The sequence below is a fragment of the Xanthomonas sp. AC360 genome (assembly GCF_979258225.1).
On sequence record NZ_OZ409846.1, the window covers coordinates 964862 to 991385 of the forward strand.

Sequence of the window (26524 nt, forward strand, 5' to 3'; positions counted from 1 at the left end):
CCCTCAGAAAGTGAAGCCGAAACGCGTGTAGATGCGGGCGTCGTCGCGTCCATCGGACGCATTGCGGCGTCCGGTCGGCAGGGCGGCCGTGAGGCGCCATTCGAAATTGGCGTACTGCGGCAAGCGGAAGGTGAAGCCGACACCGGCGGCGTCGAAGCTGGTCGGCGCAGCGACGCCATTGGCCGCAAACACGCGGGCGTGATCGGCGAACACGTCCAGCTCCAGCAGCTCGCGCCACGGCCGGCCATTGAACGGCGAGGCAGCATCGGCAAAACCGGGCGCATCGACGTGATATTCCAGCGCGGTGTAATAGCCGAGATCGCCCAGTGCATCGGACACCGGATAGGCGCGCACGCTGTCCGGCCCGCCCACCGCAAATTGTTCCAGCGGCGCCAGCGTGTCGCTGCTGTATTGGCCGCTGAACTTGAAATACAGGCGTTGGGTGCGGGTGAGGTATTGCAGGCGCGTGTACGACAACCGCGTCAGGGTGAAGTGGCTGTCGCGGTCGGGGCTGACCAGATCCGGGTCGGCCGAGCCATCGCGCAAGGCCTGGCGCACGCTGAGCTGCAGCAGGTCCACCCCGCGCCAGCGCAGATCGGTACGGCGCAGCGAGACGCCGAGTTCGGCCACGTCGAAGGATTGGTCCGACAGCGTGATGCCGGCGGCATCCAGCCGCGATTTTTCGCGCAGGTAGCGTGCCGAGCCTTGCAGCTGCAGCAGATCGTGATTGATGAATTTCCAGTCGGCGCCGGCATATACCACCGAGGTGGGGCCCTTGAGGCCGAGCCGGGCGAACACGCCGTTGCGCACCTCCAGCTCGCTGCGGCTGGCGCCAACCACCGCGCTCAGGCCGGACACCTGCCCCACCGGCAACGCATACGACAACGCGCCGATCTGGCTCTGCCGCGGCGACAGCGAGTAGGCGTAGTTGGCGGCGAACACATCGCCCAAGCCCAACGGGCTGTTCCAGGTGATGCCGGCCTGGGCACGATAGCGGCCGGTGAGTTCGGTGCCGTAATTGTTGCCGCCCAGGCTGATCACATACGGGCGCGCAGCTTCGCTGGCGACCAGTACCACATCGGTTTCGCCGGCGTTCTGGCCCGGCTGCAACACCGACGACAGCGACACGCCCGGCAGATCACGCGCGTACAACAGCGCGGTGTCCACGTCCTGCTTGCGCAGCGGGCGGCCCTGCAACTGGCGCAGCGGCGCCGACAAGGTGGTGCCGCGATAGCGCGCGGCGCCTTGCACGGTGACCTGGCCGATGCGGCCTTCGAGCACGCGGATCTCGATCAGTTGGTCCGGGCCGGGCGTCTGCGCCGGCAGGTAGGCGGTGCTGACGATGAAGCCGGCTTCGCGATAGGCGCGGGTGACGGTGTCGGCCACCGCCTGCAGCTGGTCGAAGCGCAGCGCCACCACCGGCTGGCCCTGCGCCAACGCGGCGAACGCGGCATCGGCCACCGCCTGCACGCGCGCCGGGTCGATGCCGGCCTCCGGATAGTTACCCACATCGCGCACGCGGAATCCGCGCACCGGCAAGGTGACAACGGCATCGCCGCGGTCCTTCATCGCCGGCAGCGTGGCGCCGCCTGCGGGCGCGCCATCGGAGGCGCTGTGGTCCTGCGCCCACGCAGGTGCGGCCAGCAACAGGCACGCAGACACCGCCGCGGCCAGACACGTCATACGCATACGTCACTTACCCCTGAAAACATCCGTTGTTGCGCATGCCCGACGTGCCGTGCTGCGCATGCGGACGTGTGCACGCTCGCATGGCGATCGGCATGGTTGCGCTCGCCCCTGACTGAACGCCGGTCAAACCCGGACGTACATTTATGGAATGTTAGCAACATTAATGCGACGACGGTCACTGTTACGACAATTGCCGTGGCGCGCCTGCGCAATCGGCTGGCGCGATCCCGCGGCAGCGGCGGGCTGGAGCGGTCGTCGAGCGACCGCGGCTGCGGGTTGCGCAAGGTCGCACCCTGCGCCTGGCGGGCGGCGTCCAGCACGCTGCGCCGCCGGGCGCGGTACTGCGCGCGATCGATCTGGCCAAGCTGGTGCGCCTGGGCCAGCGCATGCAGCTGGGCGTTGGCCGGGTGCTGCGTGCTGCCGCTCATGGCAGCTCCCGCAGCACGCGAAAGCCCACGTCCGGCTGCGCCGAGCCGTTGTCGGCGCGACTGGCCTGCACGGTGCAATCGGACCAGTAACTGGCAAAGCTGCCGCCGCGCGCCTGCACGCCGGCGCCACTGGAGACCCATTCCCACACATTGCCGGTGAGGTTGATCAGCCCCCACGGGTTGGCATCGCGGCCGCGCGCCGACACCGGTGCGCGCACCGCATCGGTGGCGCTGGCGGTGGGCGGTACGCAGTTGCTGTCTTCGGCTTGTCGCCAATTACTGGCGGCCTGCGCGGCATGCAGCCATTCGGCATCGCTGGGCAGGCGGTAGCGCCAACCGCCGCTGCCGATGGTCAGCCAGCGCAGATAGGCGCGGGCCTGGGTCAGGCTGATGTTGCGCACCGGCGCGCGCGCCAGCTCGGGCGTGCTGGCGGCCTGCGCGGTGCAGCGGCCGGTGGCCTGGCAGAACAGGTTGAAATCGGCCACCGCCACTTCGCCGCGCGACAACGCATACGGCGTGCCGCCGTTGATGCCGGGCACCACCACCAGCATCGGGCCGCGGGTGTCGCCCAGCGTGTCGAAACAGGCCGCGCCACGGCCGGGCAGGCCGGCACCGCCGCATGGGTCCGGGCCGGTCGGCACCGGCGGTAGGGCGTCGTCATCCACGCTGGTGGGCAACGCGGCTGTGGCCGTGGTGCTGCGGGCCGCACCGGTGGTGGCCGTGGTGGGCTTGGCGGTGGATCTGCCGCGGGTCGATTTTGGTGGCGACGCGGCAGCCGGTGCGTCGGTAGCGCTGCCGGCGGGCACGCTGTCGGATGCGGGCGCATCGACGCCAGGCGCACGTTGCAGCCGCGCGGACAACGTGCCTTCGGGCAGTTGCCCGGCGGCTTTCATCTGCGCTTCCAGTTGCGCCATCGCGGTGGCATCGCTGCGATACAGCGCCTGCAGGCGCTGGCCCAGTTGCTGGCGCTCGGCGGCCGGCAAGGTGCCTGCAGCCATTACCGCGGCGGCGGCGGCATAACGCGCCTGCGCACTGCGTAGCTCGGCGCGTTGGCCCAGCGTCTGCAACCCCTGGGCAAGCAGGTCGGCGGCCTGCACATAGCGGCCTTGCGCGAAGGCATCGCTAGCGTTGTTGCGATACACCTGCGACAGCAGTTGCGGGCCCTCGCTGCGCAGCAGCGGATGGTTGGGCTGCAGCACGCGGATACGTGCCAACGCATCGCCGGTCTTGCCCAGATCGTTGGCGGCGGCGGCACGCCGCAGCGACTCCACCCGACCGGCCAGTTCGGCCTCGGCACTTTCGCGGGCGAGCGCCTGCTGCAGCTGTTGCTCCAGGGTGTGCAGGCGCGTGCGTTGCGCCAGTAGCGCGCTGGACTGCGGTGCCAGCTGCAGACCGAAGCTGACCAGTGCCTGCGCGCCCGCCAGTTGCGCCGGGTCGGACTGGGCGGCGACCAGGCCCGCGATGGTCTCGGCCACTGCGCCCTCTTGCGTGCTGCGCTCGGCCGCCGGCAGGGCGGCCAACGCCGCAGTCACGCGGTCGCGCCACGCCGCATCGGTGCCGGGCTGGGCCAGCGCGGCGGCCAGCGTTTGACGTGCGCCAGCGGCATCGCGCGGCGCCGCAGCCACCGGCGTGCGGCGGGCTTGCTGTTCGGCCACTGCAACCTCGGCGCTGCGCAACTGCAGCCGCAGCGAATCGGGAAAGGCCGCACGTGCCTGATCGCTCTCGGTCCGCGCGGTGCTGAGCTGGCCTGCCGCAACCGCCTGTGCAATGGCTGCATCCAGCCGCACTTCCAGCGCGGCGTGATGCAACAGACTGCTGCCCGGGTCGATGCTGCGCACCTGGTCGAGCGTGGCCAGCGCGTTGTCGGCCTGATTGCGGAACAGCAGACCGGCGTCGAGTTGGCGATTGAGCGTGGTGTCGAGCGCGTTGAGGCGCTCGTTCTTTTCGCGCTCGATGGTCTGCCGGCGCGCATCCAGCGACGGCGAATACAGCCGCAGCCGGTCGCGCAGCGCAAACACCTGCAACGCGCCGCGGTAATCGTCGCGGCCGTTGGCCGGATTCCACACTGCATCCAGACGACGCAGCAGGAAATCTTCGATCAGATCGCTGCGGTCGGTGAGCAGGCGGCGGCGGTCGTCCGGCTCCAGGCTGGACAGCGCCTGCATGGCCTGGGTTTCATCGCGATAGCGCTGCGGATCCTGCGCACCGAAACGTGCGACCACCTCGGCCAGATGCTGCTGATGCAGGTAGCGCTGCACGCCCCACCCGCCCGTGCCCAGCACCGCCAGCGCGGCGGCGCCGTAACCGAGCATGGGCAGTGCGCGCTCGCGCAGCGGCACCTGGCGCAGGCCATCGAGCAACTGATCCACGCGCTTGAGACGCTGGCCGGCGGGGAACGCGACGGCGGCGCACAGCGTGGCGTATTGGCGCCGGGTCAGACCGGGCACCGGCGGCGGGCGGCGGCCATCGCGCAGCGCCACTTCGGCGCTGAGTTTGTCGAACGGGTGCTTGCCGGTGAGCAGTTCGAAACACACGCAACCCAGCGCATACAGATCGTCGGCCGGGGTAGGCGCCTGCCCGCGGATCATTTCCAGGCTGGCATAGGCCGGCGTCAACGCACCGAGCGTGGCGGCATCGAACACGGTCTGTTCGCCGGACACATCGGCGGCGTGTTTGCCGGCGCGTGCGATGCCGAAGTCGAACACCTTGGCCACGCCTTCGCGAGTGACCATGACGTTGCCGGGTTTGAAGTCCGAGTGCACCACACCGGCGGCATGCGCGCGGATCAGCGCGCGGCCCATGCCATCGATCAGCGGCCACGCCTGCTTGAGCGGCATGCCGTTGTAGGCCTGCTCGCGGATCAAGGTTTTCAGGTCGCTGCCGTCGATGTACTCCATGGTCATGAAGACCAGGGTGCGGTCCTTGTCGAAGTCGTACACCCGCACGATGTTGTCGTGTGCGAGCTTCTGCGAGCGGCGCGCTTCGCGCTGCAACGCGACCAGCGAATCGGGATGACGGCGGAATTCGTCGCTGAGCACCTTGATGGCCAGCCATGGGTCGCGGTCGCGCGCTTCCACCTTGCGCTCGTCGCGTGCCAGATACACCACGCCCATGCCGCCGCGCCCGAGTTCGCGTTCCAGCAAGAACCGTCCTTTGAGCAAGCTGCCGACGCTGGCATGATCGCCGCCGGCCGCCTCGGCCAGGTGTTGCCAACTGGACAGGCTGGCGGTGCCTGCGGTGCCGGTGCCGGTTTGCGTGCCCACACCGGTCTGGGTGCCCAGGCCCAGGCTGGTGAGGCTGGGCACATCGCCGGGCAGCGGCTGCGCCGGTTGCACACGGGTGATGTCGTCTTCGACCGGCGCCGCAGCGCGGCGCGGCATCACCACGGTGGCATCGTCGTCCGCTGGTGGCGCGGCGATTGCAGCGATTGGCGAAGTTGCTGGCGGCGCTGGCGATGCGACAGCGTGCAAGGCATCCAACCGATGCATCAACGTGGTGACGGTGACATCGTCCAGTAATTGCTGGCGCTGCAGTTGCGACAGCGTTTCCACACCGTCGCGGTATTCGGCATCCGGCACGGCCGCGCGCTTGCCCAGCGCGGCCAGCACGGCCTCCAGATTCAATGCGCCGGTGCGCATGGCGGTGACCAGTTCGGTCACGGTGGCAGTGTCTTGGTGCATGCGCTCACTCCTGCAGGCGGACGACGACAGCGGTGACGTTGTCGCGCGCCGCCCTGCCCATCGCCAGTTCGAACAACCGCGCCAGCAACGCGCGGGGATCGCCGAAGCGATGGCATTCGGCATCCAGCTCCGGGTCGGGGATTTCCTTGTTGATGCCGTCGCTGCACAGCAAAAATTGCGTGCCCGGCAGACTCGGCAGCAGCACCCAATCGACAAACAACGGCTCCTGCGCGCCCACTGCACGCGTGAGCACGCCGGCCGCGGCGGCGGCCTGGGCACTGCCGAACTGGGTGACGTCCTCGCGCACGCCGTGCACGTGATCGCGGGTGAGCTGGCGTAGCGGGCCGCCGTGTTGCGCATAGATACGGCTGTCGCCGACCCAGCCGCACAGCATGAAATCCGGGTCGTGCACCAGCACCACCACGGTGGTGGCGATCATGTCCACGCGGCGTTGCCGCGCAACCTGCAGCAGCTCGGCGTTGATCTGCGCCAGGGTGTCGTCGATGGCGTCGAGAAAGTCGCACAGGTCCGGTGGGCGCACCAATGCGCCCAGCCGCTGCACCAGCAACTGGCTGGCGTAATCGCCGGCGCTGTGGCCGCCCAGGCCGTCGGCCACCACCCACAACCCGGCGTCGTCGCGCAGCAGCAGCGCGTCTTCGTTGAGCCGGCGCACCTTGCCGGTTTCGGTGTGCCCGGCCGATTGATAGAACGCGCTCATCGGGTCACCTCGGTGATGTCCGCATCGGCCAGCAGCCAGTCCAGATAGCGTTCGGCTGCGGGCAGGCCGTCCAGCGCCTGCACAGCGCCGCCCAGTGGCCACCACAGCGACTGGCCGTGCACCGGTGCATGCGTGGTGGATGACGTGGCAGGCACCGCGAGCGCGCGCACGGCGGCGTCGAAGCTCACCGCATCGGCGCGTGCTCGCAGTGCACGGCCCAGGCATGCCGCCAACGCACCAAACCAGGCGTGTGTGGGCAGGCAGGCATGCGGCAACGGCATCGCCACGACCAGCGGGAAGCAACGCCCCACGCGGTCTTCGCCTGGGCCAAGCACGCCGGCCCAGGCCTGCGGGCCGCACACGCCCGGCCCCAGTGCGAACGCGCGCAAGCCGCTGCTGCGATACGCACCGGGCCAGCGCTCGCCGAGCTGCTGGCGCACTGTGTCCAGGCAGCTGGCAAAGTGCGCGTCCCACGGCTGCACGAAGCTGGCCGGCAAGCGCCGCTGCACGAAGTCGCCCACGCCGGGCAACTTGCCATGGAAGCCAATCTGATCGGTCGCCGGCATGTTCATCCGCCGCACGCAAACTGCTGGACGTCGCTGTCCAGAAATGGATGGCGCAAGTTGCCCGCGCGCAGCGGCACCTGTACGTCGTGGCCACCGAGCGCGAAGCTGGCGACGAAGCGCAGATCGGATGGATTTTCCAGATGCCCGGCCTGCAGCGCGCGAAACAGCGCCCAGTCGCCTTGATAGTCGAGCGTGCCCAGCGCCACGCCATCGGCGCCGAAGGCGGCAATCGAGACATGCCCCGGTACTGGCCCGGGCCAGATCATCGGCATGCTCTGCGCCGCACCGGGTTGGTAGTCGTAGCGCTGGCCTTCGATATCCAACGTCAGCCGGGTGACGCCCTCGCCCAGCGTGGGCGCCAGCACGGTGAAGCCGATCTGCGGGGTGGGCCCGCCGCGAAAATATTTCTGCCGGATGCGCTGTGCCAGCTGCAGCTGTACGGGCAGGCCAGGCGCGCCGACCACCGCATCCGGGCCTTGTTTCCAGCGCCATTGCGGCGTCTGTGTGTCCAGCAGCGGTTGCACGGTGCCGGTGTAGAGCGCATCCAGGCGCCCGCCGGTACCGAACAGTTCGCCAAAATTCTGCAGCGGGATATCGACCTGCGCCGTTGGGTCGAAGGGGTAGCGGCCGCGCACGAAATCGCTGCACACCTCGCCCACCGATTGGCGCACCTGCGCATCCAGCGCGGCGCGTGCGCCCTGCGTCATCAAGGTGGCGCTACTGCCGGCCAGGGTTTGCAACCAGTCGGTCACCGGCGGTGGCAGCTGCGCCATTTCCTGCCGGGCCACTGCCAGCTGCGCGTTGGCAGCCGCCGCATCGCCGCCGCCTTGCGACACCACCAGCAACTGCTTGCCCAGTTGATCGAGCACGCTCAGCAGATGATCCAGCGGCGTGGCGCCAGGTGCGCCGGCAGTCAGCGCGTTGAGCGCCAGAAAGTGCTCGCTGATCGCCGCGCCCGGCACCGGTGCGTTGGCGGCGGCAGGGTCGGCCGGGGTGGCCAATGCCGCGCTCATCGCAGCGCCGCCCGGCAGCTTTGCCGCTGCCGCGTTGGCCTTGGCAGCCGCCTTGCCGGCCGCTGCAGCCACGGCGCGCTGCGCCGGGTCTGCCGGCGGTGCGCGGTCCATCGCCTGGGTGTGTTCACCGACCACACCGAGCAACAGGCGCAGCGGCGAGCTGGGGCCGGCCAGTTTGGCGGCGGTTGCGCTGGCAGCGGCCAGATCGGCGGCCGGGCGCAATTGCAGATCGGCCAGCAGCGCATCCCAGTAGCGGATGTAGTCGGCCGCGTAGCGCTGGCCCACCTCACGCACCAACGCGGCCTTGGCGGCTGCATCCAGCGGCGCGCCGCCGAACACCCAATCGTCGTGTCCGAAGCGCTCCACCGCCTGGCCGATGCCATCGCGCTGCAGGCCGGCAAACACCGGCTGGGTGTATAGCGCCGGCACCGCGGTGGACAGCGCGGTACCGCTGCGCCGCACGAAGGTATCGGCAAGCAACCCCAACGCCTTGTCCAACCGCAGCGGCGTACCAGCCGGCGGCGTGAGCAGCAGGTTGCCGTAGATCAACGTAGACAGATCGGCCGCACGCAGGCTGGCGCGCGCCTGTGCGATGCGCTCGCCGTCCAGCGACAGCGCACGCACGCGCTCGGGCGCATCGAGCAAGGCCTGCAACTGCGTGCTCAGCGCTTGTTGCTGCGCCACATCGTGCGGAAACAGTTTGCCGGCCTCGATGGCCGCCAGCGCGCTGAGTTGTGCCGCATCCAGATGCTGCGGCTGGCCGAGCATAAGGTAGCCCTTGAGCGTGTAGTACAACGCCTGCGGCGCCTGCGCGTTGTCGACCAGACCGTTGCGAAAGCGCACCGCCAGCGCCGGCAACAAGGTGGCATTGAGCTGGCGCAGATAGCCGGCCTGCACTTCATCGCCAAGCGCGGCGCCCTGAAACAATCCCATCCGCAGCGACCACGGCGTGTGCGCGTGATACTGCCGTGCCACCCGTACCACCGCCTGCGTGGCCGCGGCCTGCTGCAGCGTGCGCGTCACGTACTCGGGCATGGCGGTGGCGGCATTGGGGTCGGGCACTGCCGGGCGTGCATCCAGCGCCTGACCTACCTGTTCGAGATAGGCGCGATTGCCCAGATAACTGACGCTCAACCCGGCCAGCAGCGCACCACTCAACAACGCAACGCCCACATAGGCGGCCGCCTGCAACCACGCCATGCGGCGTTGCTGTTTGGGCGGGGTATTGGCCAGCCCGGATTCGCGCAGCACCACCTCGCGCAGCAATCGCTCGACAAAGAACGTGCGGCGTTGCGCGCCGGGAGCATGCACCCGCGCATCGTCCACACCGAAGGTGCGTGCCACCGCGCCCATCATGCGATCGATCGGCGTGCCTTCCTGCGTGCCGGAGGTGAAGTACACCCCGCGCAGCAGCGGTGCCGGCCCGTAGGCGTTGCCGGCGAAAGTGCCTTCGACAAACTGCCGTGCACGCTCGCCAAGCGCGGCGACCTGCTGCGGAAACGACAGGATCGCCGCGCGCCGCAAACGGTCGCGCTCCAGATTCAGACGCTCGAACAGGCGTGCGCTCAACTGCTGCTGCAGCAGGTTGAATTCGTCGGCAAAACCACGCGCGGCGCGGCCATCGAGCGTGTGCGCCAGCGGAAACGACATGCCCCAGACCTGGCTGCGCTGCGCAGGCGTGAGATCGTCGAAGAACTCGCCAAAGCCACCGACCAGATCGCACTTGGTAAAGATCAGGTACACCGGCACGCTGGCCTGCAACTGCTCGGCCAGCTCGTCCAGGCGGCGACGGATAGCCTGCATGTGCGTGTCGCGTTCACCATCGTCCAGCAGCAACAGGTCGGACATGCTCATGGTCACCAGCACGCCATTGAGCGGCCGGCGTGGGCGATGGCGCCGCAGCAGGCGCAGGAAATCGCGCCAGGCGCCGGCATCGACGGCTTGATCGGAATCCTGCGTGGTGTAGCGCCCGGCGGTGTCCAGAAACACCGCTTCGTCGGTGAACCACCATTCGCAATCGCGGGTGCCGCCCACTCCGCGCAGCGCGGCATCGCCCATGCGCGCGGCCAGCGGAAACTGCAGGCCGGAATGCTGCAGCAAGGTGCTTTTGCCCGAGCCGGGCGGGCCGATCAGCGCATACCAAGGCAGCGTGTACAGATCGCTGCCGCCGCGTCGCTTGCGCAACAGTTGAATGGCTTGCTGAAAGCGCGCCTGCAACTGCGCGCGCTCCTGCCCGCTGCGCAGTTCGCGGTCGTCATCGCGCCCCGGGGCGGCCAATGCGCTGGACAAACTGCCGGCGCGCCGCTGCGCGCGCCAACGCCGCCATGCCAACACCCCCAGCCACACCGCAATCATCATCACGATTGCCAACAGCCGCGCCGCCACACCGGTCAGCGGGCTCCAGCCATCGATGGCGATATACGGCCCGCCCACCCACAGCAGCAACGACAGCAGGCACAGCGCCAATACGCTCACCACCAACGTGGCACTCAGCTTGGACAACAGCGTTTTCATCGTCATTCCCCAGGCTGAAACAGAATCTCGACGCGGCGATTGCGCGCGCGATTGGCAGGCAATTGCAGTGGCTGCGCCACCGGTTGCGAGTCGCCGGCGCCCAGCGCTTCCACCCGCCCCGGCGTGCGCAGATGCATGCGCAACAGCTGCGCCACCGCGTCGGCACGCGCCCCCGACAAGGCATAGTTGTCGGCAAAGCGCAGCGAGCGCACCGGCACGTCGTCGGTATGCCCGACCACGATCACCCGGCCCGGCAATTGATCGATTGCCGCGGCGATCTGTGCGATCAGGCCACGTTGGTCCGGCTCCACCTCGACGCCGCCGGAGGCGAACATCGCCGCGCTACTCAAGCGCACGCGCGTCTGCCCATCGGCCTGCTCATCCACGCTCAGCAGACCGGCGCGCTCCTGGGTCGACAGCAATTGTTTGAGGCGCACCTGCGGCGGCGGCAACGGGGTTGCATCCGGTGGCGTGGCCGGCGCCAGCCCCCATTGCGCGACCTGCGCATTGATCGGCGCCGACAAGGCGTTCAAGCGCGTCTGCATCCACACGAAGGCCACCACCAGCACGCTCAGCCCCAGCAGCGCAGCGGCCCACAGCGGCAAGAAGCGACCCAGCCGGCGACGGTCTTCCACCCCGCGCCAATGCGGCGCCAGACTGTCCGGCGCCGCACCGCGCGCGGCGCGGATACGGCGGAACAGGTCGTCCTGAATCTCGCCGAGCTTGGCCAGCCCGCCGACTTCGATCTGATAGCGGCCAACGAAGCCCAGCGCCAGGCACAGATACATCAGCTCGATCAGGTCCAGATGACGCGGCACATCAGCGCAGAGCCGCTCCAGGATCTGGAAGAACTTGGCGCCGCCGTACGATTCGCTATGAAAGACCACCAGCAAGGTCTTCTGCGACCAGCCGCTGCGCTCGCCCCACGGTGCATTGAGCACCGCCTCGTCGAGCAAGGCGCACAACACATAACGCGCGGCGGTGACCGCTTCAACCGGCGCGCCGCCATCGCGGGCACGTTGCTCGAAGCGGCGGATCTGCGCCATCACCTGCTCGCGCAGGCGGGCCACGTCGGGCAGTTGCGCGCTGTGGCGCAATTGCACCGCCAGCAGCAACAGCGGCGTGGCCGCCTGCACCAACGGGTTGACGCTGCGGCCCAGCAGCTCGCTGATGTCGGCGTCTTCGGCAGCGACCGGGTTGGCCATTGGCGGCGCGACCAACGCAGCATCGAAGTCGGTAACGGGACGGCTCATGCGTTCAACTCCGGATCGCCCACAGTTGCAGGTCCAGCCCGGCAAATTCGCTGCCGAAGTGGAATGCGATGCCGCCAGAGGTCTTCAGCGTTCGCCACAACGCGGCGCTCTTGTCGAACTCGAAATACAGATAGCCAGCGTGATACGGAATCTGCCGCGGGGCCACCGCCATCGGCGTTGCGACGATGCCGGGCAACTGCAGATTGACCAGATCGCGGATCTGCTCCACCGGCCCGATCTTGGCGTGCGCAGGCAACTGCCGGCGCAACTCTTCGCTGGGCATGTCGGCTTTTGCGGCAAGCACGAACGCGGCGCTGTCCAGCAAGGTCGGGTCGGGCACCATCGCCACCCACACCCCGAATTTGCGTGCCTGCATCGGCAACGGGGTGGCGGTCTGTTCGAGTACCGCGCTCAGACTGGAGCGCAGTGCGCCGATCACCGGCTCGAAGCTGTCCTGCTGCGCCTCGTGCCGATAGGCCGGCCATGCCGGCGGGCGCTTGCCCGGTGCGGTAAATGTGCTGAGTTCGCCGGCCAGCGCCACCAGCGCACGGAACAGTTCTTCCGGGTGCGCCAGTGGTGCAGCAGCCCAATGCGCAATCTGCGGCTGCCAGCGGTTGACCACTTGCAGCAGCAGGAAATCGGCGATGTCGGCAGCGCCGCCGCGATCGGTGAGCGTGACCCGCGCCGCCAACGCCTCGCCGCGCTGATGCAACAAGCCAAGTAGTTCGGTCAGAAACGTGGTCAGCCTTGAGGCGGCCTGGCACACCATCGCGCTGGGAATAAAGTGCGGGTCGAGAATCACCTGACGGTCCGAGCGCGATTCGATGATGCGTGCCACTGCGATGCGGTCCAACCCGTCCAGTGGCTGCGATTGCGGCAGCAGGCGCGTACTCAGCCCGCCGACTTCCATCAGCACCGCCTCGCTGGTGCTGCCCGACGCGTCGCCGCTTTCGGTTTCACGTACGCGGTAGCGGAACAACTGATCGGCCGGCGATTCCGGGCGCCCCAGTTCCGGCTGCGCAGGCACCCGCAACGGCAGCGTGAGATACACGATCTGATCGCGACAGTTGGGGTCTACCTCCAGCGCCATCGGCAGCGGGTCGTCGCCGGGCATCGCAAACGGCGTGCCGTCGGCAAACACCCCGCGCGCACGCCGCAAGCCCAGCTTGCCCACCGCCAACAGATCGGTTTCCCATTCCAGCTCGCTCAATCCCCAGGCGTACGGCCGCAACCGTGCCGCACGCAGATCGACGTAGCGCTCCAGGTACCGCTCCTGCTGCTGCAGATGCTGAGGGCGCAGAAACAGCCCCTCGCTCCACACGACCTTGTTGTTCTGCATGATCCACTCGCTAGGGAAACGCCGCGCGCCACCGCACGGCGTGCCATGCGCGATCGTCATGTTGTTGGTCGGTTGCATGCCGCTGGCGATCGCGATGGCTGCAGTCGCCAGGCCCCGATGGATCGCGTTCGATGGAGCGATTCTGCGGCGCACCTGCCAGGCGCACCCGTCAAAATGTCTCAGGCAATCGACTGCCATCCAAGACATCGGTACGCTCTGTCGCACCCGCACAGCAGACACCACCAGAGGTGCCATGCGCTGCGGATTCGTCGCTGGGGAGAGCGCCTTGATCGTGGTGTTTGTTGTCGAAAAGCGTCCCGTCACGCAAGGCTGCGGCTTTATTGCGGACTTCTGCTTGATCTGCCGCACCGCCCGGGTATTCGAGGTCCAGCGCGTCGGCCTGGCATGGTCGATGTTTGGTCTGCGTCTTGGCGCGGCGACGTACACGCATGAACATCAGGTGTGCCAACACTGCCGGCAAGCACTCCCGCACGATCCAGCGTGGTTCACCCAACGCGCGTCAACGCCAGAGACCGTCGACAGATTGATCGACATCACGCAGCCGGCGCTCGCCGTACGCCATGCGCGCCGGCTGAAGATCGAAGAGCAGATGCGCGACTCGACCGCGTCGCTGGATCCGGCGATACGGGCCGACCTGTTGCACGCCCCTTTCGTACTGCTGTCCCCGCAGCTTCATCAGCGCTTTGCGACCACCCAACTCGATTGGCGGCAACTGGCGGCACTGGTATTTGGCCTGCCGTGCGCGATCCTGCTCCTGCTGCCCATCGAGTTCCTGCTCGAACGCGTCGGCGTCCCCATTGCACAGACTGGCCCGTGGATCGCGTTTGCCGCGTTCACTGCCTATGTGGGGCTGGTGCTGTGGGTATCTCGACGGGCACGCAGACAGTTTTTTGAGCGCGAGATTCTTCCGGCGTTCGCACTTGCCGTTGCCGGGCTTTCCCCAAGCCGCGAAGAACTGATGCTGGCGCTGGCACACCATCGCAGCGGCCCGCTGCGTCATTGGCGTCGCCTCAGGCCTGCCTGGCTGGATAAGATTGCCCGGCTGCCTGCACCCGCCAGATGGCCTGCGCAACTTCAGGCGTCGTCGGCCGACGCGGATGCGCGCTGGCGGCGGCCGGCGTGATGGCGCGCTGTTGCCCGACCTGATTGCGACAGCTGCGGGTGGCGCAACAGCGCGGCTGGCGATTCGATGCGTGTCGCGGTGAGCTTGCCCCCTGCGTTTGAATGGCGCTGCGACTGAGAGCGGCTAACACTACGTCGCGAACAGTCGGCAGGTGGGTGTGGGCGGCGCGGACGAAGCCGAGTGGACGCGTGGACCATGCCGCACCGAGCACCGGCCGCGCCCGCCTGGCGGTGAGCACAGTCGTTTTGCTAGCCGCTCTTGGCAAGACCACCGTTGGCCCGCAACGCACTGACACCGTCATGATCGTCAGCGCGGCAGGCGTTTGCCACGCACGCCACCAGGACGCGCCTGGCGCCTCATCTTGCAGTCTCTGAAACCGCTACTTGAGACGGCGCATCCGGTTTTTCTTAAGGGGATCCGCTGGCCTCGGCCTCGTTCGCAATACCGTCGAGCATTGCCACCTGCTCTGCGGACAAGCTCAGCTCGGAAGCGGCGAAGTTCTCCCACAGATGAGGCACGGAAGAGGTGCCGGCGATCACCAGGATGTTCGGCGAGCGTTGCAGCAGCCAGGCAAGCGCCACCTGCTTGGGGCTTGCGCCGACCTGCTTGGCGACGGCCGACAGTCGGTCGGACTGCAGCGGTGAAAAACCGCCCAGCGGAAAAAATGGAACGTAGGCAATGCCCTGTTGCGCAAGCGAATCGATCAAGGCGTCATCGTCACGCTTGACCAGGTTGTAGTGGTTCTGCACACACACGATCTTGGCCAGCGACTGCGCCTGTGCGATTTGCCCTGCAGTGACGTTGCTCAGACCGATATGCCGAACCAGGCCCTCGCGCTGAAGCTCGGCCAGGCATGCAACCGGCTCGGCGATGGAGCCCTCGTCGGTCTGCGTCGGTGCGCCCAGCCGCAAGTTGACGACATCCAGTGCCTCCAGGCCGAGACTGGCGAGGTTGTCGTGCACCTGCCGCTTCAGGCTTTCGGGCGAGAGATCGATGTTCCAGGAGGCATCGCTTCCCCGGCTGATGCCGATCTTGGTGACGATCACCAATTCGTCGCTGTAAGGATGCAGCGCCTCGCGGATCAGTGCGTTGGCGATATGCGGCCCGTAGAACGCGGCCGTATCGATGTGATTGGCACCTGACGCAACGGCCTGGCGTAAAACCGACAGGGCTGCAGCCTTGTCGCGCGGCGGCCCCCAGACGTGCGGGCCAGGCAACTGCATGGTGCCGTACCCCATCCGTTTGAGGCTAAGGATCGTGCCGGGCAGGGTGAAGCTGCCACCAAGACGCGTTGTGCTGTGCATGGAATGTCCTTGACTTGCGTGAGCGGAATGGCTGTGCCGGATCTCCCCGGGAGCGGGGCTGCAACGCGCTGCGAAACCTAGCCACTGCGGCGCGTTGACTGCGGCGATGAAAGACCTCGGCTGCGAGGTACATGGCTAATTTACGGGCGCCGCGCCTGTGCGACAATCGGGTACAAACTGGACAGCCTGTACGGAAATTCGAACAATGAGCAGCCGCCTGGCAGAGATGGACGCCTTTGTGCGCGTTGCGCGAGCGGGCGGTTTTCGCCAGGCCGCCAAGAGCGCAGGCGGCAGCGCCTCCAACCTCAGCGATGCGATCAAGCGCCTGGAATCCTGGCTCGGCGTGCGGCTGTTCAACCGCACCACGCGCAGCGTCGTGCTGACCGACGCGGGCAAGGCATTGCTGGCACGCGTCGAGCCTGCCTTGATCGAACTGGATGGCGCCAAGGACGTGATGAGCGCGTTCCGCAACACGCCCACGGGAACGCTTCGGCTCAACGTGCCGATCAGTGCCGCCAACCTGGTAATGCCGCGGATCATTCCACCATTCATGGCGGCGCATCCGGATATCAGCGTGGAGATCCTGACCGAAGAAAGTTTTGTCGACGTTGTTGCTGCCGGATGCGATGCGGGTATTCGCTACGGCGAGCGGCTGCAGCAGGACATGGTTGCCATCCCGATCGGCCCACGTGTGCAGCGCAGCGCCACCGCCGCAGCGCCCGGCTATCTGACGCGACGCGGCCGGCCGACGCATCCCCGCGCGCTGGTCGACCACGACTGCATCCGTGCCCGCTTTCCAAGCGGTGCGATCGCCGATTGGGAGTTCGAGCGCAACGGTGAAGTGATCACCATTGTGCCGCGCGGGCAATTACTGGTGGAAATCGGCGGAGGGATCGAGCTTGCCATTCAATCGGCGATCGCAGGCAGCGGGATCATCTATCTGTTCGAGCAATGGTTACAGCCGCATCTGGATTCCGGCGCGCTCGAACCGGTACTCCGCCCGTGGTGGCAGCCGTTTCCGGGACCGTACCTGTATTACCCCAATCGCACTCTCACCCCGCCGCCGCTCAGAGCGTTCATCGAGTTCGTCAAGACACTGCCCGACTGAGCGTGCGCGAGGCGCGGGCGAACTAGTCGCCGAACAGGCGGCGTTTCGTAGGAGCGTGCCTGAGCGCGACGGGGCGTTACCGGGATGGCTCGGTCGCGCTCAGGCACGCTCCTACCGCTGCTGGATCGGGTTACCGCTCGCGCGCCGGCTGCCGCCGCGCCGATTTCAACCGCGCCAACTGCGCTTCGTACGCACGTGCGAATTCGTCGCCGAACAGACGGCGGAAGCAGTCGTCCGGGTCGCCGCGCAGTTGCTCGAAATTGTCGCGATAACGCTCCCAATAACGACCCTTGCCGCCGAAGCTCAGGCGCTTGCCGCCGGCGTCGACTTCCTGTTCCAGTCGGTCGGGACTGAAGTGGAACAGCATCGCGTCGAAGGCGGCGCGCATGCCGGCCAGCATCGCCATCTGGTGACAGCGGATGTCGTCGAAAGCGTCCTCGAATGCAGGCACACCAGACAAGAACGAAGCGCTTGGCGGAGCCAGCAATTTCTGCAGCGCGTCCTCGGCGGTGGCGGCGAACTTGAGCGGGTTGTTCTCCGAGCGCTGGATCACCGTCACCGGCAAGCGGAAGGTGTTCTTGATCTCGGCGCGTGCGCGCAGCACATCCATGACGCCATCGACGACGATGGTGAAGATGCGGTCCAGCTCCGGTGGCACTGCCAGCGTGGAGACGGGCGCACCGGCGGATGCCTGCGGCGCGGGCGCTGCAACGGGTGACGCAGGCGTGGGCGCGGGCACCGCCGACGATGGCGGTGCAAAGTCGCCCATCGTCATGTCCCAGTTTTCCGGCAACGTGGCGCGCGTGTCGCCATTGCTCGGCGGGCGGAAGTGATCGTGGCTGGCGTTGCTGTGATTCCATGCGCTGGGCACCACGCTTGGCGGTGGGGCCGGCAACGGATCGAGCAGACGCAATGGATCGAGCTCGCGTGGCGTGCTGCCGAGCAGCAGGCCGTCCAACGAGTCGTCGGTGACAGCATGCGCCGCAAGCGTGGCACCGAAGTCCAGCAGGTCGAATACGTGCGCGTTGGCAGGCGTGGCGGTGCGTATCGGCTGTGGCGGCGGCGCGACCTGGGTACGGTCGTCCATGGCGTCGAGCAACGGATCGAACGCAGGTGCCAGATCGGGCGCGGCGGTCAGGGAGTGCACCTGCACCTGGATCTCGAAGCTGTCCAGTTGCAAGCGGTCGCCATCGCTCAACGCGCAAGGGTCGGCACGCGTCAACGCCACGCCATTGAGCGACATGCCATTGGTGCTGCGGTCTTCGATGAAATACATGCCATTGAGAAAACGCACCACCGCATGCGTGCGCGAGATGCCCGGCGCCGCCAGCACCCAATCGCTTTCATCGGAGCGGCCAATGCTGCCGCCGCTGCCGGCAAAACGCTTCTGCGCGCTGGCCCCGAATTGCGCGGCATGCGCGCCGCCGACGGTGAGGATCAACTGCGAACTGGACACGACACAGGCTCCTGCAAATGGTGATCGATATCAGGGGAAAACGTGGTGCGGTTGATGGAACGTCGCGAGCGGCCGCGCAGTGATTGTTTAGCCATTCTCAACGTCACCCAGGTGGTCCTGAGCGGGGTTGGTCGAGCGCGCGGTGCCCTCATCGCTCGCCGGACACGCCGTGGATCCATCCATGCAGGCTCGGTGGCGGCATCCATGCCGCCACACGTTCCCGCAAGCGGTGAGGGCACCGCGCCAGGGAGTAAGTCGGCCGCGTTGAGAAGATCTACGCACACCGACCGTCTTGACTGGTCATTGCCCGCCCACCGTCGCGGGACCTTACGCGGCACGGATACCGCGTAAGAGCCTACGAGGACATCCGTGCGGCATGTCCTGCGATGGTGGGCGGGCAAGGGCTCTGCAGCGGCGTCGCAGATCATCCGCTCTGCCACCGCCGCAGTCATCGCCTTAAACCCAATCGACATCTCAAGATGTTCAAGTGGCTGGAAAACGTTGCGAACAATGGATAGGTAGAGGTGGCCGGCGTATTCAAGGACGGCATGTCTGCCTGGCACAGGCCGCAATGACCAATGGGCGATGTCATGGCGCGCGCGCACTGGTCAGCAACTCCAGCGCATGTGCGGCATACCCGTTGCGGCGCGCCTGTAGCTGCGCCGGCTCACGTGCCGCAAGCAAGGTGATTGCGGCGGCCACCGCGCGCGCGGTCAGGTGCTCGGGCGGTGGCACCGGCGTGGCCTGCTGCGGTGGCGCCAGGCTGCCGCCGGACCAGGCCACGGCCGCCGCCAGCCAGGCACCCAACGAGACGTAGCCGCCTGCATGCGCAAACGCCTGCGCGGCGCGGCGATGCGCTTCGCTGGGGTCGCGTACCCACTTCTCGGCCAGCGCGGCGCCGACACGGTCTTCCTCGTCCAGCGTTTCGCCGCGCGCGCATTGGCACAGCCAGGCCACCGCGTAGCGCTTGGGCAACAGACGCGCGAGCAGCTTGATCGCATCCTCGCCATACCCCTGCGCCAGCAACGCACGCACCGCGGCCTGCGGTGACATCGGCGCACCCAGCTGCGCACGTGCAGGTGCGGACAGCTGCATGTCCGCACACGCCTGCGCCAGCGAGAGATCGGGCGCGCTCATCCGATCATGATCAGGCCGCCGGCAACCTGCACCAGCGCGTCGGCCTTGATGTTGACCAGCGGGCCTTTGACGGTGGCCGACGCGCCGGCTTCGGCGCTGAGCATGCCGCCGGACGACAGTTTGAGCGTGCCATCGCCCACTACCTCGGTGGCCGGCGAGGTGGCCTGCAGCTGCGCATCGGCAATCAACTTGATCGCCATCGAGGTGGTCTTGGCTTCGGTCGTCGCGTCGATCAGGATCTTGATGCCGCTGAGCACGATGTCGCCGTTGCGCTTCATCACCAGGCGCGAACTGCCGGTGACCAGCTCGATCTCTTCGCCGGCCTTGAGCAACAGTTTCTTGCCCACGTCCACGCTGTCGTTGTTGTCGATGCGTGCGCTGCGATCGTGGTTGACCGTGAGCATCTGGTCGTTGGTCACCGTGGCGGTGTGGTCGTTCTGCACTTCTTCGCGCAGATCGCGTTGCGCGCGCAGATAGACTTCTTCTTTGCCGGCCTTGTCGTCGAAACGCAGCTCGTTGAAATCCGCGCTACCGCCGAGCAGGCTGCGGCTACGCATGCCGCTTTGGGTCTTGTTTTCCGGCAAGGCGAACGGCACGGCGTGATCGGCGTTGTAGACGCTGCCCACGATCAACGGGCGGTCCGGGTCGCCTTCCAGAAAGCTCACCACCACTTCCTGCCCCACCCGCGGCAGGCTCATCGCGCCCCAGCCCTTGCCCGCCCACATCGAGGCCACGCGCACCCAGCAGGATGGCGCCGCGTGCGGGCGTGCAGCGTTGGCCCAATGGAAGGTCACCTGCACACGGCCATGTGCATCCACCACGATGTCTTCGTCGGTCTCGCCGGTCACCACGGCCGTCTGCAGACCGGCGATGCTGGGCGTGGGCGTGCGCCGCAGGCTACGGAAAGGCAGCCGGCTTTCCATCACCTGCACGGTGCTGGAAAACGGCGCCTCATCGCCGTGCTCCGGTGCGGCCAGCGTGGTGTGTGCCGACAGCACCAGATATTCCTGGTTGAGCGGAGCGCACGGATGCTCGCGCAAGGTGAACAGCGCACCGACCATCAGCCCGCAGGCATTGGTGGTGGCGTGGTGGCTGGCGCGTTGCACGTTGACCGCCTCGTTGCGCACTTGCGCGTAGCGGCTGGCATCGGCTTGCAACGCATGCGGGCCTGGATAATCGAAGACATCCAACCCGTCGGCCCCGTGTAAATCGTCGCCACTGGCGGCGACCTGTGCCGCCAGGGAGGCGCGTGGTTGCTGCGGGTCGTAGTCGGCGAGTGCGTGGCGTGTGGAATGCAGCGCACGGGCGCTGCGCCACTGGCTCACCACCGAGCGCAAGATACGCCGGTGCTGCATGTCCGGTGGTACGTACGGCAAGGTGTCCACCCCGTTGCGTACCGCATGCGCGCCAAGCGCATCGCACAGCACCAGCGTGTGCGCGTTGCGCGCATGCGTGAAGTAGTAATAGATGCCTTCCTGCTCCAGCAGCCGGCTGATAAAGCTGAAGTCGTCTTCGCGGTACTGCACGCAATACACCCGCTTGGGGTATTGCGCGCTGAGCCGCTGCTGGATGTCGCTGTAGCCGCTCTCGCCCAGCACGCTGGTGACGATCTCCGGCACGCTCATGTCCTGATAGATGCGGCAATCGCGGCGTTGGGTGAGCAACCACGGCCGCGGAACCACGTGCAGCTCGAGCACGGTGTAAGGGAGCGCATCGATCACGGTGGAGCCGGCATGCGTGCACGTGGCCACCATGCCGTGGTACCAGCGTTGCTCGCCGTTGTCGTCGGCCAGCTGGACGGCGACCGGTGTGGCCAGCAGCGCGCGCAGGTTAGGGTTTGCATCCGTACACAACGCTTCGATGCGGAACTCGAACAGCTGCCCCAACGCTTCGCTGGCCTGCATGCGGTGCAGCAGCAGGCGCTCGCCAAGGTCGGAGTGCAGCGTGATGGTGCGCGGCATCGAAGCATCCACAGGTGAGTGAGCAACGCACAACGCGCTGACCGGCAGCCCCGGAGTACCGGCCTGCAAAGACCACCGCGGGCCGGCAACGGACCACTGCTGCCAGGGTCATGCTCACACGCGTGCAGCCGGCAAAGCCGACATTTCGTCTCAGGTCTGTGCAGCTGTGCGTGCGGTCACGACCCAGCCATGCACCGGCTGGCCACGCTCGCTGCGCAGCACATCCAACGCGATGGCAATCGGCTGCAGACCTGCGCTATGCAGCGCAGCCAGCACATGCGCATGGCTATGCCGATAGCGGCCGCTGGCATCGAGTTCCACCGCATCGGCGTCGCTCTCCAGGGCCTCGACGGTAAAGCCCAGCACCCCGCCCGGCCGCAGCGCAGCGGCTGCAGCGCCGAGCACCGGTTGCAGCGCACCGAAGTACACCAGCGTGTCTGCCGATGCGATGACATCCCAATGCGCATGCCGGCCCTGCAGGTAGGCGGTGAGTTCGGCAACCTCCAGCACGTCGTAACCGCCGCGCTGCCGCGCCTTGGCGACCATGCCCGGCGACAGATCCACCCCGACCAGTTGCTGCGCATACGGGCCTAGCAGCGGTGCGCACAGCCCGGTGCCGCAGCCGGCATCCAACATGGTGAGCGCAGCCTGCGGCGCAGGCAGACACGCGGCCAGCGCCTCGGTCAGCCGCTGCGGCGCGCGGTACTCCAGGTTATGCAGCAGTTGCTCGTCGAAGCTGTCGGCAAAGCCGTCGAACAACTCGCGCACATAGGTGTCGCCCGCACGTGGCGGTGGTGCGGCGCCACCGCAGGCCGCCAGCATGTGCGCGGCCACGGCATTGCCCGGGTCGCGCGCCAGCCATGCACGGTAGACCGCCTGCGCCTGGGTATGTTCGCCCAGCAGATACAAACCCGTGCCCAATGCCTCGCGTGCGTGCAAATGCTCCGGTGACAGGCTGCAAGCCTGTTGCAGGCACTCTACGGATTGCTGCAGGTGCTCGGCGGCTTGCGCGTTGTTGCGTAGAAACAAGCCGAGCAGGTAGTGCGCATGCGCCGATTCGGGATAGATATGCAGCAACGCGGCGTAGGTCAGGAAGGCCTCCTCGAGGCGACGCTGCGCTTCAAGCACGGCGGCCAGGTTGGCCAGCGCATCGGCATGCGCAGGTTCCAGTGCAAGCGCACGCCGATAGCACTGCTCGGCATCGCTCAGCCGGCCGCATTCGCGATGCACATTGCCCAGGTTGTTGCAGGCATCCGGTTGCGCAGGCGCCAGCTGCAGTGCCTGGCTGATGGCCTCCACCGCTGCTGCGCTATTGCCTTGCTGATGCAGCAGTACGCCCTGGTAATGCAGTGCCTGCGCATGGCCGGGCTGCGCCTCCAGCAGCTGGGCATACGCGTGCGCGGCTTGGTCGAGCTTGCCGGCGCGATGCGCCTGCATCGCGGTCTGCAGCACGGCATCCAGATCGGCGCGCATCTTGGCGGTCGCGTGACGGGCAGGCTGCATGTGACATCTCCTAGGAGGATTGGACGCAGGGGCTGCGTCGAATGACGGCGGAACGGAACGGTGGCGCGCAATCTCTGGCGATGCATCTGCGCATCGGTATCTGCAATCGCCGCGCTTGGCTGCTTCTAGCGGCGTTTTGAACCACTCTCACGCTGTGCATTGGCCACTGCATTGCAGTCATTCATCTGCATGTGCACGCAACCGGGCAGTGCAATGGCAGCGCTGGGTACGCATCTAAGATCACTGACGTGTCGCGTGCAATGACCTCGCGTGACGCCCATGCAAGCCATCGCCGCGCGCATCCCCCAGCCACGTCATCAGCCGATCAACACCGTAAAGCAGCCCAAGGCGATCACCCCGCCATGCGCAGTGCTGTCGCCCAGGCGGGCGGCTGGTTGGCCGCTGATGATCACGGTGGGCGCGCCCATCACGATGCTGTCCGGCGGGCCGACGCACACCGCCGAATCGCCGATGCGCGCGGCCGGCAGGCCACCAATCAACACCGTCGGTGCGCCGGGCCCGATGATCGGCCCACCCACATGCGGCACCACACCGGTGACCATCGGGCAGACATGCAGATCGGTCAGGCGTGCGGCAGGTTGCACAGGTGCGCTCCGGCGCTTGCAGTGCGGGCACTATCGCGCCGCGTGGCGCGGCTTACCCGACGATTCGTCTCAGCGCCGCGCCACCGACGTTGTCGTCTCCACGCTGGAGGCGGCCGGCTCCGCCAACGCCAGGGTCTGCCGCGCCGCACGTAGCGGCTCTTCGGCATCGCCAAAGATGCCGGTAAGCACCTGCACCGCCTGCTGGGCATGCGCGCGCGCGGCGGCGGCCTGGCCGAGCACGCGCTCGGCTTCGGACATACCGCGCAGGATCTCGGCCGTCTGCGGATGCGCGCGGCCCAGCACCCGCAGGCTGGTAGCGAGCGCGGCACGCTGCTCGGCCAGCGATGCCGCCGCTTGCCCGGCGTCGAGCAGCCAGAACGCGTGATTGCTGCGCATGCTGATGGTGGCGGGCGCATCGTCTCCAAACACGGCGCGCGTGCGCTCCAGCGCCCCCCGATAATGCGGGCCGGCTTCGGCCACCTTGCCCTGCTGGCGCAGCGCGCCGGCCAGATTGCCTTCCACCATCAAGGTATCCATGGCGTTATTCCCGTAGAGCCTGCGATTGATTTGCAGCAGCGGCGCAAGTTCGGCCTCGGCGCCGGCAAAATCGCGTTGCATCAACAGATACACCGACAGGCTGTTGCGCATCGCCAGCACCAGCGGATGCTCGGCCCCATGCAGGGCGCTGCGCTCACGCAGCAGGCTGCGTTGCAAGGCGATCGCCGGGAGCAGTTGCCCGCTATCGGCCAGCAGCGCGGCATAGACATTGCCGGCATCGATGCGTTGATCTGCGCTGCTCGCCGGATTGGCCAGCGCTGCCACATAAGCGCGCCGGCTCTCGGTCATGGCCTCGGCCATGCGGCCCTGATCGCGCAGCGTCCAGCCCAGCCAGGCGCGCATTTCATTGCCAATGGCTTGCTGTTGCAAATCGCCACGCTCGGCCTGCGCAATGCCCTGACGCAGCACCTGCACCGCTTCGTCGCGCTTGCCTGCACCGCGCAGCGCCTGGCCCAGCATGGAGGCCGTCTTCAACGCCGGCCTGCTGCCCGCGCCCATGCTCTGTTGCGCCAGTGCGTGGGCGGTGCGCAGATGCAGCACCGCCTGCGGAAAATCGGCCAGCGCGATCAAGGTACCGCCCAGCGTCTTTTCCACATCGGTGCGCGCATCGGGCTGGCTGGCCAGTTCGCGCGCGGCGCGCTGCGAGGCTTGCTCCAGCACACGCAGCATCAGCGTCTTGTCCAGGTCCTTGGCAATCGCCGGGTCCACGCTGGACAGTACCGAGGCCATGAAATCGCCAGTGACGCGCGCACGTTGCGCGTCGCGTGCGGCCTGCTGCAGCGACCACAGCGTGGCGCCCAGGCCGGTCACCACCGCCATCGCCACCAAGCCACCGGCCAGCACGCCACTGCGATGGCGCTGGGTGAACTTGCGCAACCGCAATAACCGGCCAGCGCGTAGCGCGCGCGGCGGGTAGCCATCGAGCCAGCGATGCAGATCGTCCAGCAGCGCCGACACCGAGGCGTAGCGCTCCACCGGCTCCGGCGACAACGCGCGCAGCACGATCGCATCCAGGCCATCGCGCAGTTGCTGCTGCAGACGCGTATGGGTGGTCGCACGCGCCGCGCAGATGCGCGCACGCGCATCGGGCGGTACCGCTGCCACGCGCTGCGATGGCGGCTGCGGCAACCCGTCGCGCCCGGCCACGGGCACCAGCCCGCAGCTAAGTTCGTAGAACATCGCCCCCAAGGCGTAGATGTCGCTGCGCGCGTCCACCTCCTGCGCGCCGCGTGCCTGCTCCGGGCTCATGTAACCGGGTGTGCCGCGCCCATGCGCCGAGGTCACGCCCGGGTTGGCGGCATCGATGGCGATGCCGAAGTCGATCACTCCCGGCATCGGCCGCCCATCGATCTCGCTGACCAGCACGTTGCTGGGCTTGAGGTCGCGATGGATCACGCCTTTCTGATGCGCGTGCTGCACCGCCTCGCTCACCCGCAACATCAGCAACACGCGCGCATGCAACGACAGCCGATGCGCATCGCACCACCAGGTGATCGGCTCGCCGCGCAGGTACTCCATCACCAGGTAGGGACGGTCGTGCGCATCGGTGCCCACATCGTGAATCTGCGCGATCGCCGGGTGCACCATCTGCGCGAGCAGCCGGCATTCGAACTCGAACAATGCACGGCCCTGCACATCCAGCGCGTCGGCAGCCACCAGCTTGATCGCGACCTCGCGCTCGTAGGCACCGTCGGCGCGATGGCCCAGATACACCTGGCCCATGCCGCCGGCACCGATCAGGCGGTCGATCGCCCACGCACCAAAGCGCGTGCCGGCCGGCAGCTCCGGCAACGGCGCGCGCAATGCGGCGGCGGCCTGTTTCAGTGGCCCGCGCACGCGCAGCGTGGCCTGCGATTCCACTGCCAGCATCGCCAGCAATTCATCGCGCAACACCGCATCGTCGCTTGCCTGGGCATGCGCAAAGGCCTCGCGCTCGCGCACCGGCAACTGACAGGCCTGATGGAACAGCGCCTCCAGCCGCTGCCAGGCAGTGGCCGCCACGCTCACAGCTGCGCCGCCAACCACACCCGCGCAAACCGCAGATCGCGCTCCAGCGTGGGGACCGACACCTCCAGCTGCTCGGCCGCTTCGGCCACACTCAAGCCCACCAGCTCGGTCAACGCAAACGCCTTGGCCTTGCGCTCATCCACCCGCGCCAGCTTGTCGAAGGCATCGGCGACCACCATCAACGCTTCCGGCCGCGCTGCGCCGTCGGACAAGCTGATCGTCAGCGTCACCGCCTGCCCAAGCCGCTTGGCGCTGGCCTGCTGCCGTGCCAGATCCACCAACAGATGACGCATCTGCAGCGCCGCCACCGCATAGAAATGCGCGCGCGAACGAAACCCTTGCTGGCCCTGCTCCAGCCGCATCCACGCCTCGTGCACCAGCTCGGTTGCCTGCAGCCCGCCGCGCGCATCGCGGCGCAACTCGCGCAGTGCGGTGCTGCGCAACACCTCGTAGACCTGCCGCGCCAAGGCGTCGCCCGCCCCGGGCGCGTCGTGCTGCCAGGCCTGCAACAACTCGGTGATCGGCAGCTCGGACATCGGGG

General features: G+C 67.5%; 18 protein-coding genes and 1 other RNA gene. 2 read left to right on the plus strand and 17 right to left on the minus strand.

The genetic code is table 11. The features are described 5' to 3' along the window. Window positions 1-3 precede the first annotated feature (3 nt). The 8 genes from ACZZ0O_RS04265 to tssK are packed head-to-tail and all read right to left on the minus strand — an operon-like array spanning window position 4 to window position 13200. Window positions 4-1683 (minus strand): ShlB/FhaC/HecB family hemolysin secretion/activation protein, encoded by a 1680-nt coding sequence (locus tag ACZZ0O_RS04265; RefSeq protein ID WP_463592306.1) that lies wholly within the window; start codon window positions 1681-1683, stop codon window positions 4-6. After that, the gene (locus tag ACZZ0O_RS04270; RefSeq protein ID WP_463592307.1) at window positions 1680-2117 is read right to left on the minus strand and encodes a hypothetical protein; all 438 of its coding nucleotides are present in this window, start codon (window positions 2115-2117) and stop codon (window positions 1680-1682) included. The genes ACZZ0O_RS04265 and ACZZ0O_RS04270 overlap by 4 nt, the downstream gene beginning before the upstream one ends. Continuing rightward, window positions 2114-5797: a protein kinase domain-containing protein gene (locus ACZZ0O_RS04275; RefSeq protein WP_463592308.1), complete on the minus strand. Its 3684-nt coding sequence runs from the start codon at window positions 5795-5797 to the stop codon at window positions 2114-2116. Before ACZZ0O_RS04275 ends, ACZZ0O_RS04270 begins: the two co-directional genes overlap by 4 nt. Before the next feature lie 4 nt (window positions 5798-5801). Then, window positions 5802-6515: a PP2C family protein-serine/threonine phosphatase gene (locus ACZZ0O_RS04280; protein WP_463592309.1), complete on the minus strand. Its 714-nt coding sequence runs from the start codon at window positions 6513-6515 to the stop codon at window positions 5802-5804. Further along, the gene (gene tagF, locus ACZZ0O_RS04285) at window positions 6512-7087 is read right to left on the minus strand and encodes a type VI secretion system-associated protein TagF (RefSeq protein WP_463602918.1); all 576 of its coding nucleotides are present in this window, start codon (window positions 7085-7087) and stop codon (window positions 6512-6514) included. Before tagF ends, ACZZ0O_RS04280 begins: the two co-directional genes overlap by 4 nt. Then, the gene (gene tssM, locus ACZZ0O_RS04290) at window positions 7084-10614 is read right to left on the minus strand and encodes a type VI secretion system membrane subunit TssM (protein ID WP_463602864.1); all 3531 of its coding nucleotides are present in this window, start codon (window positions 10612-10614) and stop codon (window positions 7084-7086) included. Before tssM ends, tagF begins: the two co-directional genes overlap by 4 nt. Beyond that, window positions 10611-11861: a type IVB secretion system protein IcmH/DotU gene (gene icmH, locus ACZZ0O_RS04295; RefSeq protein WP_463592310.1), complete on the minus strand. Its 1251-nt coding sequence runs from the start codon at window positions 11859-11861 to the stop codon at window positions 10611-10613. Before icmH ends, tssM begins: the two co-directional genes overlap by 4 nt. A gap of 4 nt (window positions 11862-11865) precedes the next feature. Beyond that, entirely contained in the window at window positions 11866-13200 is a 1335-nt protein-coding gene (tssK, locus tag ACZZ0O_RS04300) for a type VI secretion system baseplate subunit TssK (RefSeq protein WP_055850177.1), read from the minus strand. Between the two features lie 286 nt (window positions 13201-13486). Here tssK and ACZZ0O_RS04305 point away from each other — a divergent pair, with 286 nt between their 5' ends. Continuing rightward, window positions 13487-14344, plus strand: a complete 858-nt coding sequence (locus ACZZ0O_RS04305) for a hypothetical protein (protein WP_463592311.1) — start codon at window positions 13487-13489, stop codon at window positions 14342-14344. Window positions 14345-14465: 121 nt separating this feature from the next. Here the strand turns inward: ACZZ0O_RS04305 and ACZZ0O_RS04310 are convergent. Both ACZZ0O_RS04310 and ACZZ0O_RS04315 read right to left on the minus strand, forming a co-directional pair. Then, a non-coding RNA gene (locus ACZZ0O_RS04310) (sX9 sRNA) lies at window positions 14466-14541 on the minus strand. 210 nt (window positions 14542-14751) lie between these two features. Then, window positions 14752-15648 carry an aldo/keto reductase family oxidoreductase gene (locus ACZZ0O_RS04315; protein ID WP_463592312.1) on the minus strand — a complete coding sequence of 299 codons (897 nt, stop codon included), beginning with the start codon at window positions 15646-15648 and terminating at the stop codon, window positions 14752-14754. A gap of 226 nt (window positions 15649-15874) precedes the next feature. On the opposite strand from ACZZ0O_RS04315, the gene ACZZ0O_RS04320 reads away from it, so the two are divergent. Further along, complete coding sequence (locus tag ACZZ0O_RS04320; protein WP_463592544.1) at window positions 15875-16756, plus strand: LysR family transcriptional regulator; 882 nt, start codon at window positions 15875-15877, stop codon at window positions 16754-16756. Window positions 16757-16886: 130 nt separating this feature from the next. Here the strand turns inward: ACZZ0O_RS04320 and tagH are convergent, their stop codons facing one another. The 7 genes from tagH to ecfK all read right to left on the minus strand — a co-directional run bounded on the left by tagH (window position 16887) and on the right by ecfK (window position 26519). After that, window positions 16887-18212 (minus strand): type VI secretion system-associated FHA domain protein TagH, encoded by a 1326-nt coding sequence (gene tagH / locus ACZZ0O_RS04325; protein WP_463592313.1) that lies wholly within the window; start codon window positions 18210-18212, stop codon window positions 16887-16889. 588 nt (window positions 18213-18800) lie between these two features. Beyond that, the gene (locus tag ACZZ0O_RS04330) at window positions 18801-19349 is read right to left on the minus strand and encodes a DUF6931 family protein (RefSeq protein WP_463592314.1); all 549 of its coding nucleotides are present in this window, start codon (window positions 19347-19349) and stop codon (window positions 18801-18803) included. After that, a complete protein-coding gene (locus tag ACZZ0O_RS04335; RefSeq protein ID WP_463592315.1) occupies window positions 19346-21310 on the minus strand; it encodes a type VI secretion system Vgr family protein in 1965 nt (654 codons plus the stop codon). The genes ACZZ0O_RS04330 and ACZZ0O_RS04335 overlap by 4 nt, the downstream gene beginning before the upstream one ends. Before the next feature lie 150 nt (window positions 21311-21460). Continuing rightward, a complete protein-coding gene (locus ACZZ0O_RS04340) occupies window positions 21461-22813 on the minus strand; it encodes a class I SAM-dependent DNA methyltransferase (protein WP_463592316.1) in 1353 nt (450 codons plus the stop codon). 317 nt (window positions 22814-23130) lie between these two features. Beyond that, window positions 23131-23376, minus strand: coding sequence for a PAAR domain-containing protein (locus ACZZ0O_RS04345; RefSeq protein ID WP_236699248.1), 246 nt, complete (start codon window positions 23374-23376; stop codon window positions 23131-23133). A 111-nt stretch (window positions 23377-23487) separates the two neighbouring features. Further along, window positions 23488-26001, minus strand: coding sequence for a serine/threonine-protein kinase (locus ACZZ0O_RS04350; RefSeq protein WP_463592317.1), 2514 nt, complete (start codon window positions 25999-26001; stop codon window positions 23488-23490). Beyond that, window positions 25980-26519: an ECF-type sigma factor EcfK gene (gene ecfK / locus ACZZ0O_RS04355; RefSeq protein WP_311239915.1), complete on the minus strand. Its 540-nt coding sequence runs from the start codon at window positions 26517-26519 to the stop codon at window positions 25980-25982. Before ecfK ends, ACZZ0O_RS04350 begins: the two co-directional genes overlap by 22 nt. Window positions 26520-26524: the final 5 nt, after the last annotated feature.

What these genes read in the sequence shown, in the direction of transcription:
- ACZZ0O_RS04265 (WP_463592306.1), bottom strand. Translation starts at nt 1,683, where the DNA reads ATGACGTGTCTGGCCGCGGCGGTGTCTGCGTGCCTGTTGCTGGCCGCA.
- ACZZ0O_RS04270 (WP_463592307.1), bottom strand. Translation starts at nt 2,117, where the DNA reads ATGAGCGGCAGCACGCAGCACCCGGCCAACGCCCAGCTGCATGCGCTG.
- ACZZ0O_RS04275 (WP_463592308.1), bottom strand. Translation starts at nt 5,797, where the DNA reads ATGCACCAAGACACTGCCACCGTGACCGAACTGGTCACCGCCATGCGC.
- ACZZ0O_RS04280 (WP_463592309.1), bottom strand. Translation starts at nt 6,515, where the DNA reads ATGAGCGCGTTCTATCAATCGGCCGGGCACACCGAAACCGGCAAGGTG.
- tagF (WP_463602918.1), bottom strand. Translation starts at nt 7,087, where the DNA reads ATGAACATGCCGGCGACCGATCAGATTGGCTTCCATGGCAAGTTGCCC.
- tssM (WP_463602864.1), bottom strand. Translation starts at nt 10,614, where the DNA reads ATGACGATGAAAACGCTGTTGTCCAAGCTGAGTGCCACGTTGGTGGTG.
- icmH (WP_463592310.1), bottom strand. Translation starts at nt 11,861, where the DNA reads ATGAGCCGTCCCGTTACCGACTTCGATGCTGCGTTGGTCGCGCCGCCA.
- tssK (WP_055850177.1), bottom strand. Translation starts at nt 13,200, where the DNA reads ATGCAGAACAACAAGGTCGTGTGGAGCGAGGGGCTGTTTCTGCGCCCT.
- ACZZ0O_RS04315 (WP_463592312.1), bottom strand. Translation starts at nt 15,648, where the DNA reads ATGCACAGCACAACGCGTCTTGGTGGCAGCTTCACCCTGCCCGGCACG.
- ACZZ0O_RS04320 (WP_463592544.1), top strand. Translation starts at nt 15,875, where the DNA reads ATGGACGCCTTTGTGCGCGTTGCGCGAGCGGGCGGTTTTCGCCAGGCC.
- ACZZ0O_RS04330 (WP_463592314.1), bottom strand. Translation starts at nt 19,349, where the DNA reads ATGAGCGCGCCCGATCTCTCGCTGGCGCAGGCGTGTGCGGACATGCAG.
- ACZZ0O_RS04335 (WP_463592315.1), bottom strand. Translation starts at nt 21,310, where the DNA reads ATGCCGCGCACCATCACGCTGCACTCCGACCTTGGCGAGCGCCTGCTG.
- ACZZ0O_RS04340 (WP_463592316.1), bottom strand. Translation starts at nt 22,813, where the DNA reads ATGCAGCCTGCCCGTCACGCGACCGCCAAGATGCGCGCCGATCTGGAT.
- ACZZ0O_RS04345 (WP_236699248.1), bottom strand. Translation starts at nt 23,376, where the DNA reads ATGGTCACCGGTGTGGTGCCGCATGTGGGTGGGCCGATCATCGGGCCC.
- ecfK (WP_311239915.1), bottom strand. Translation starts at nt 26,519, where the DNA reads ATGTCCGAGCTGCCGATCACCGAGTTGTTGCAGGCCTGGCAGCACGAC.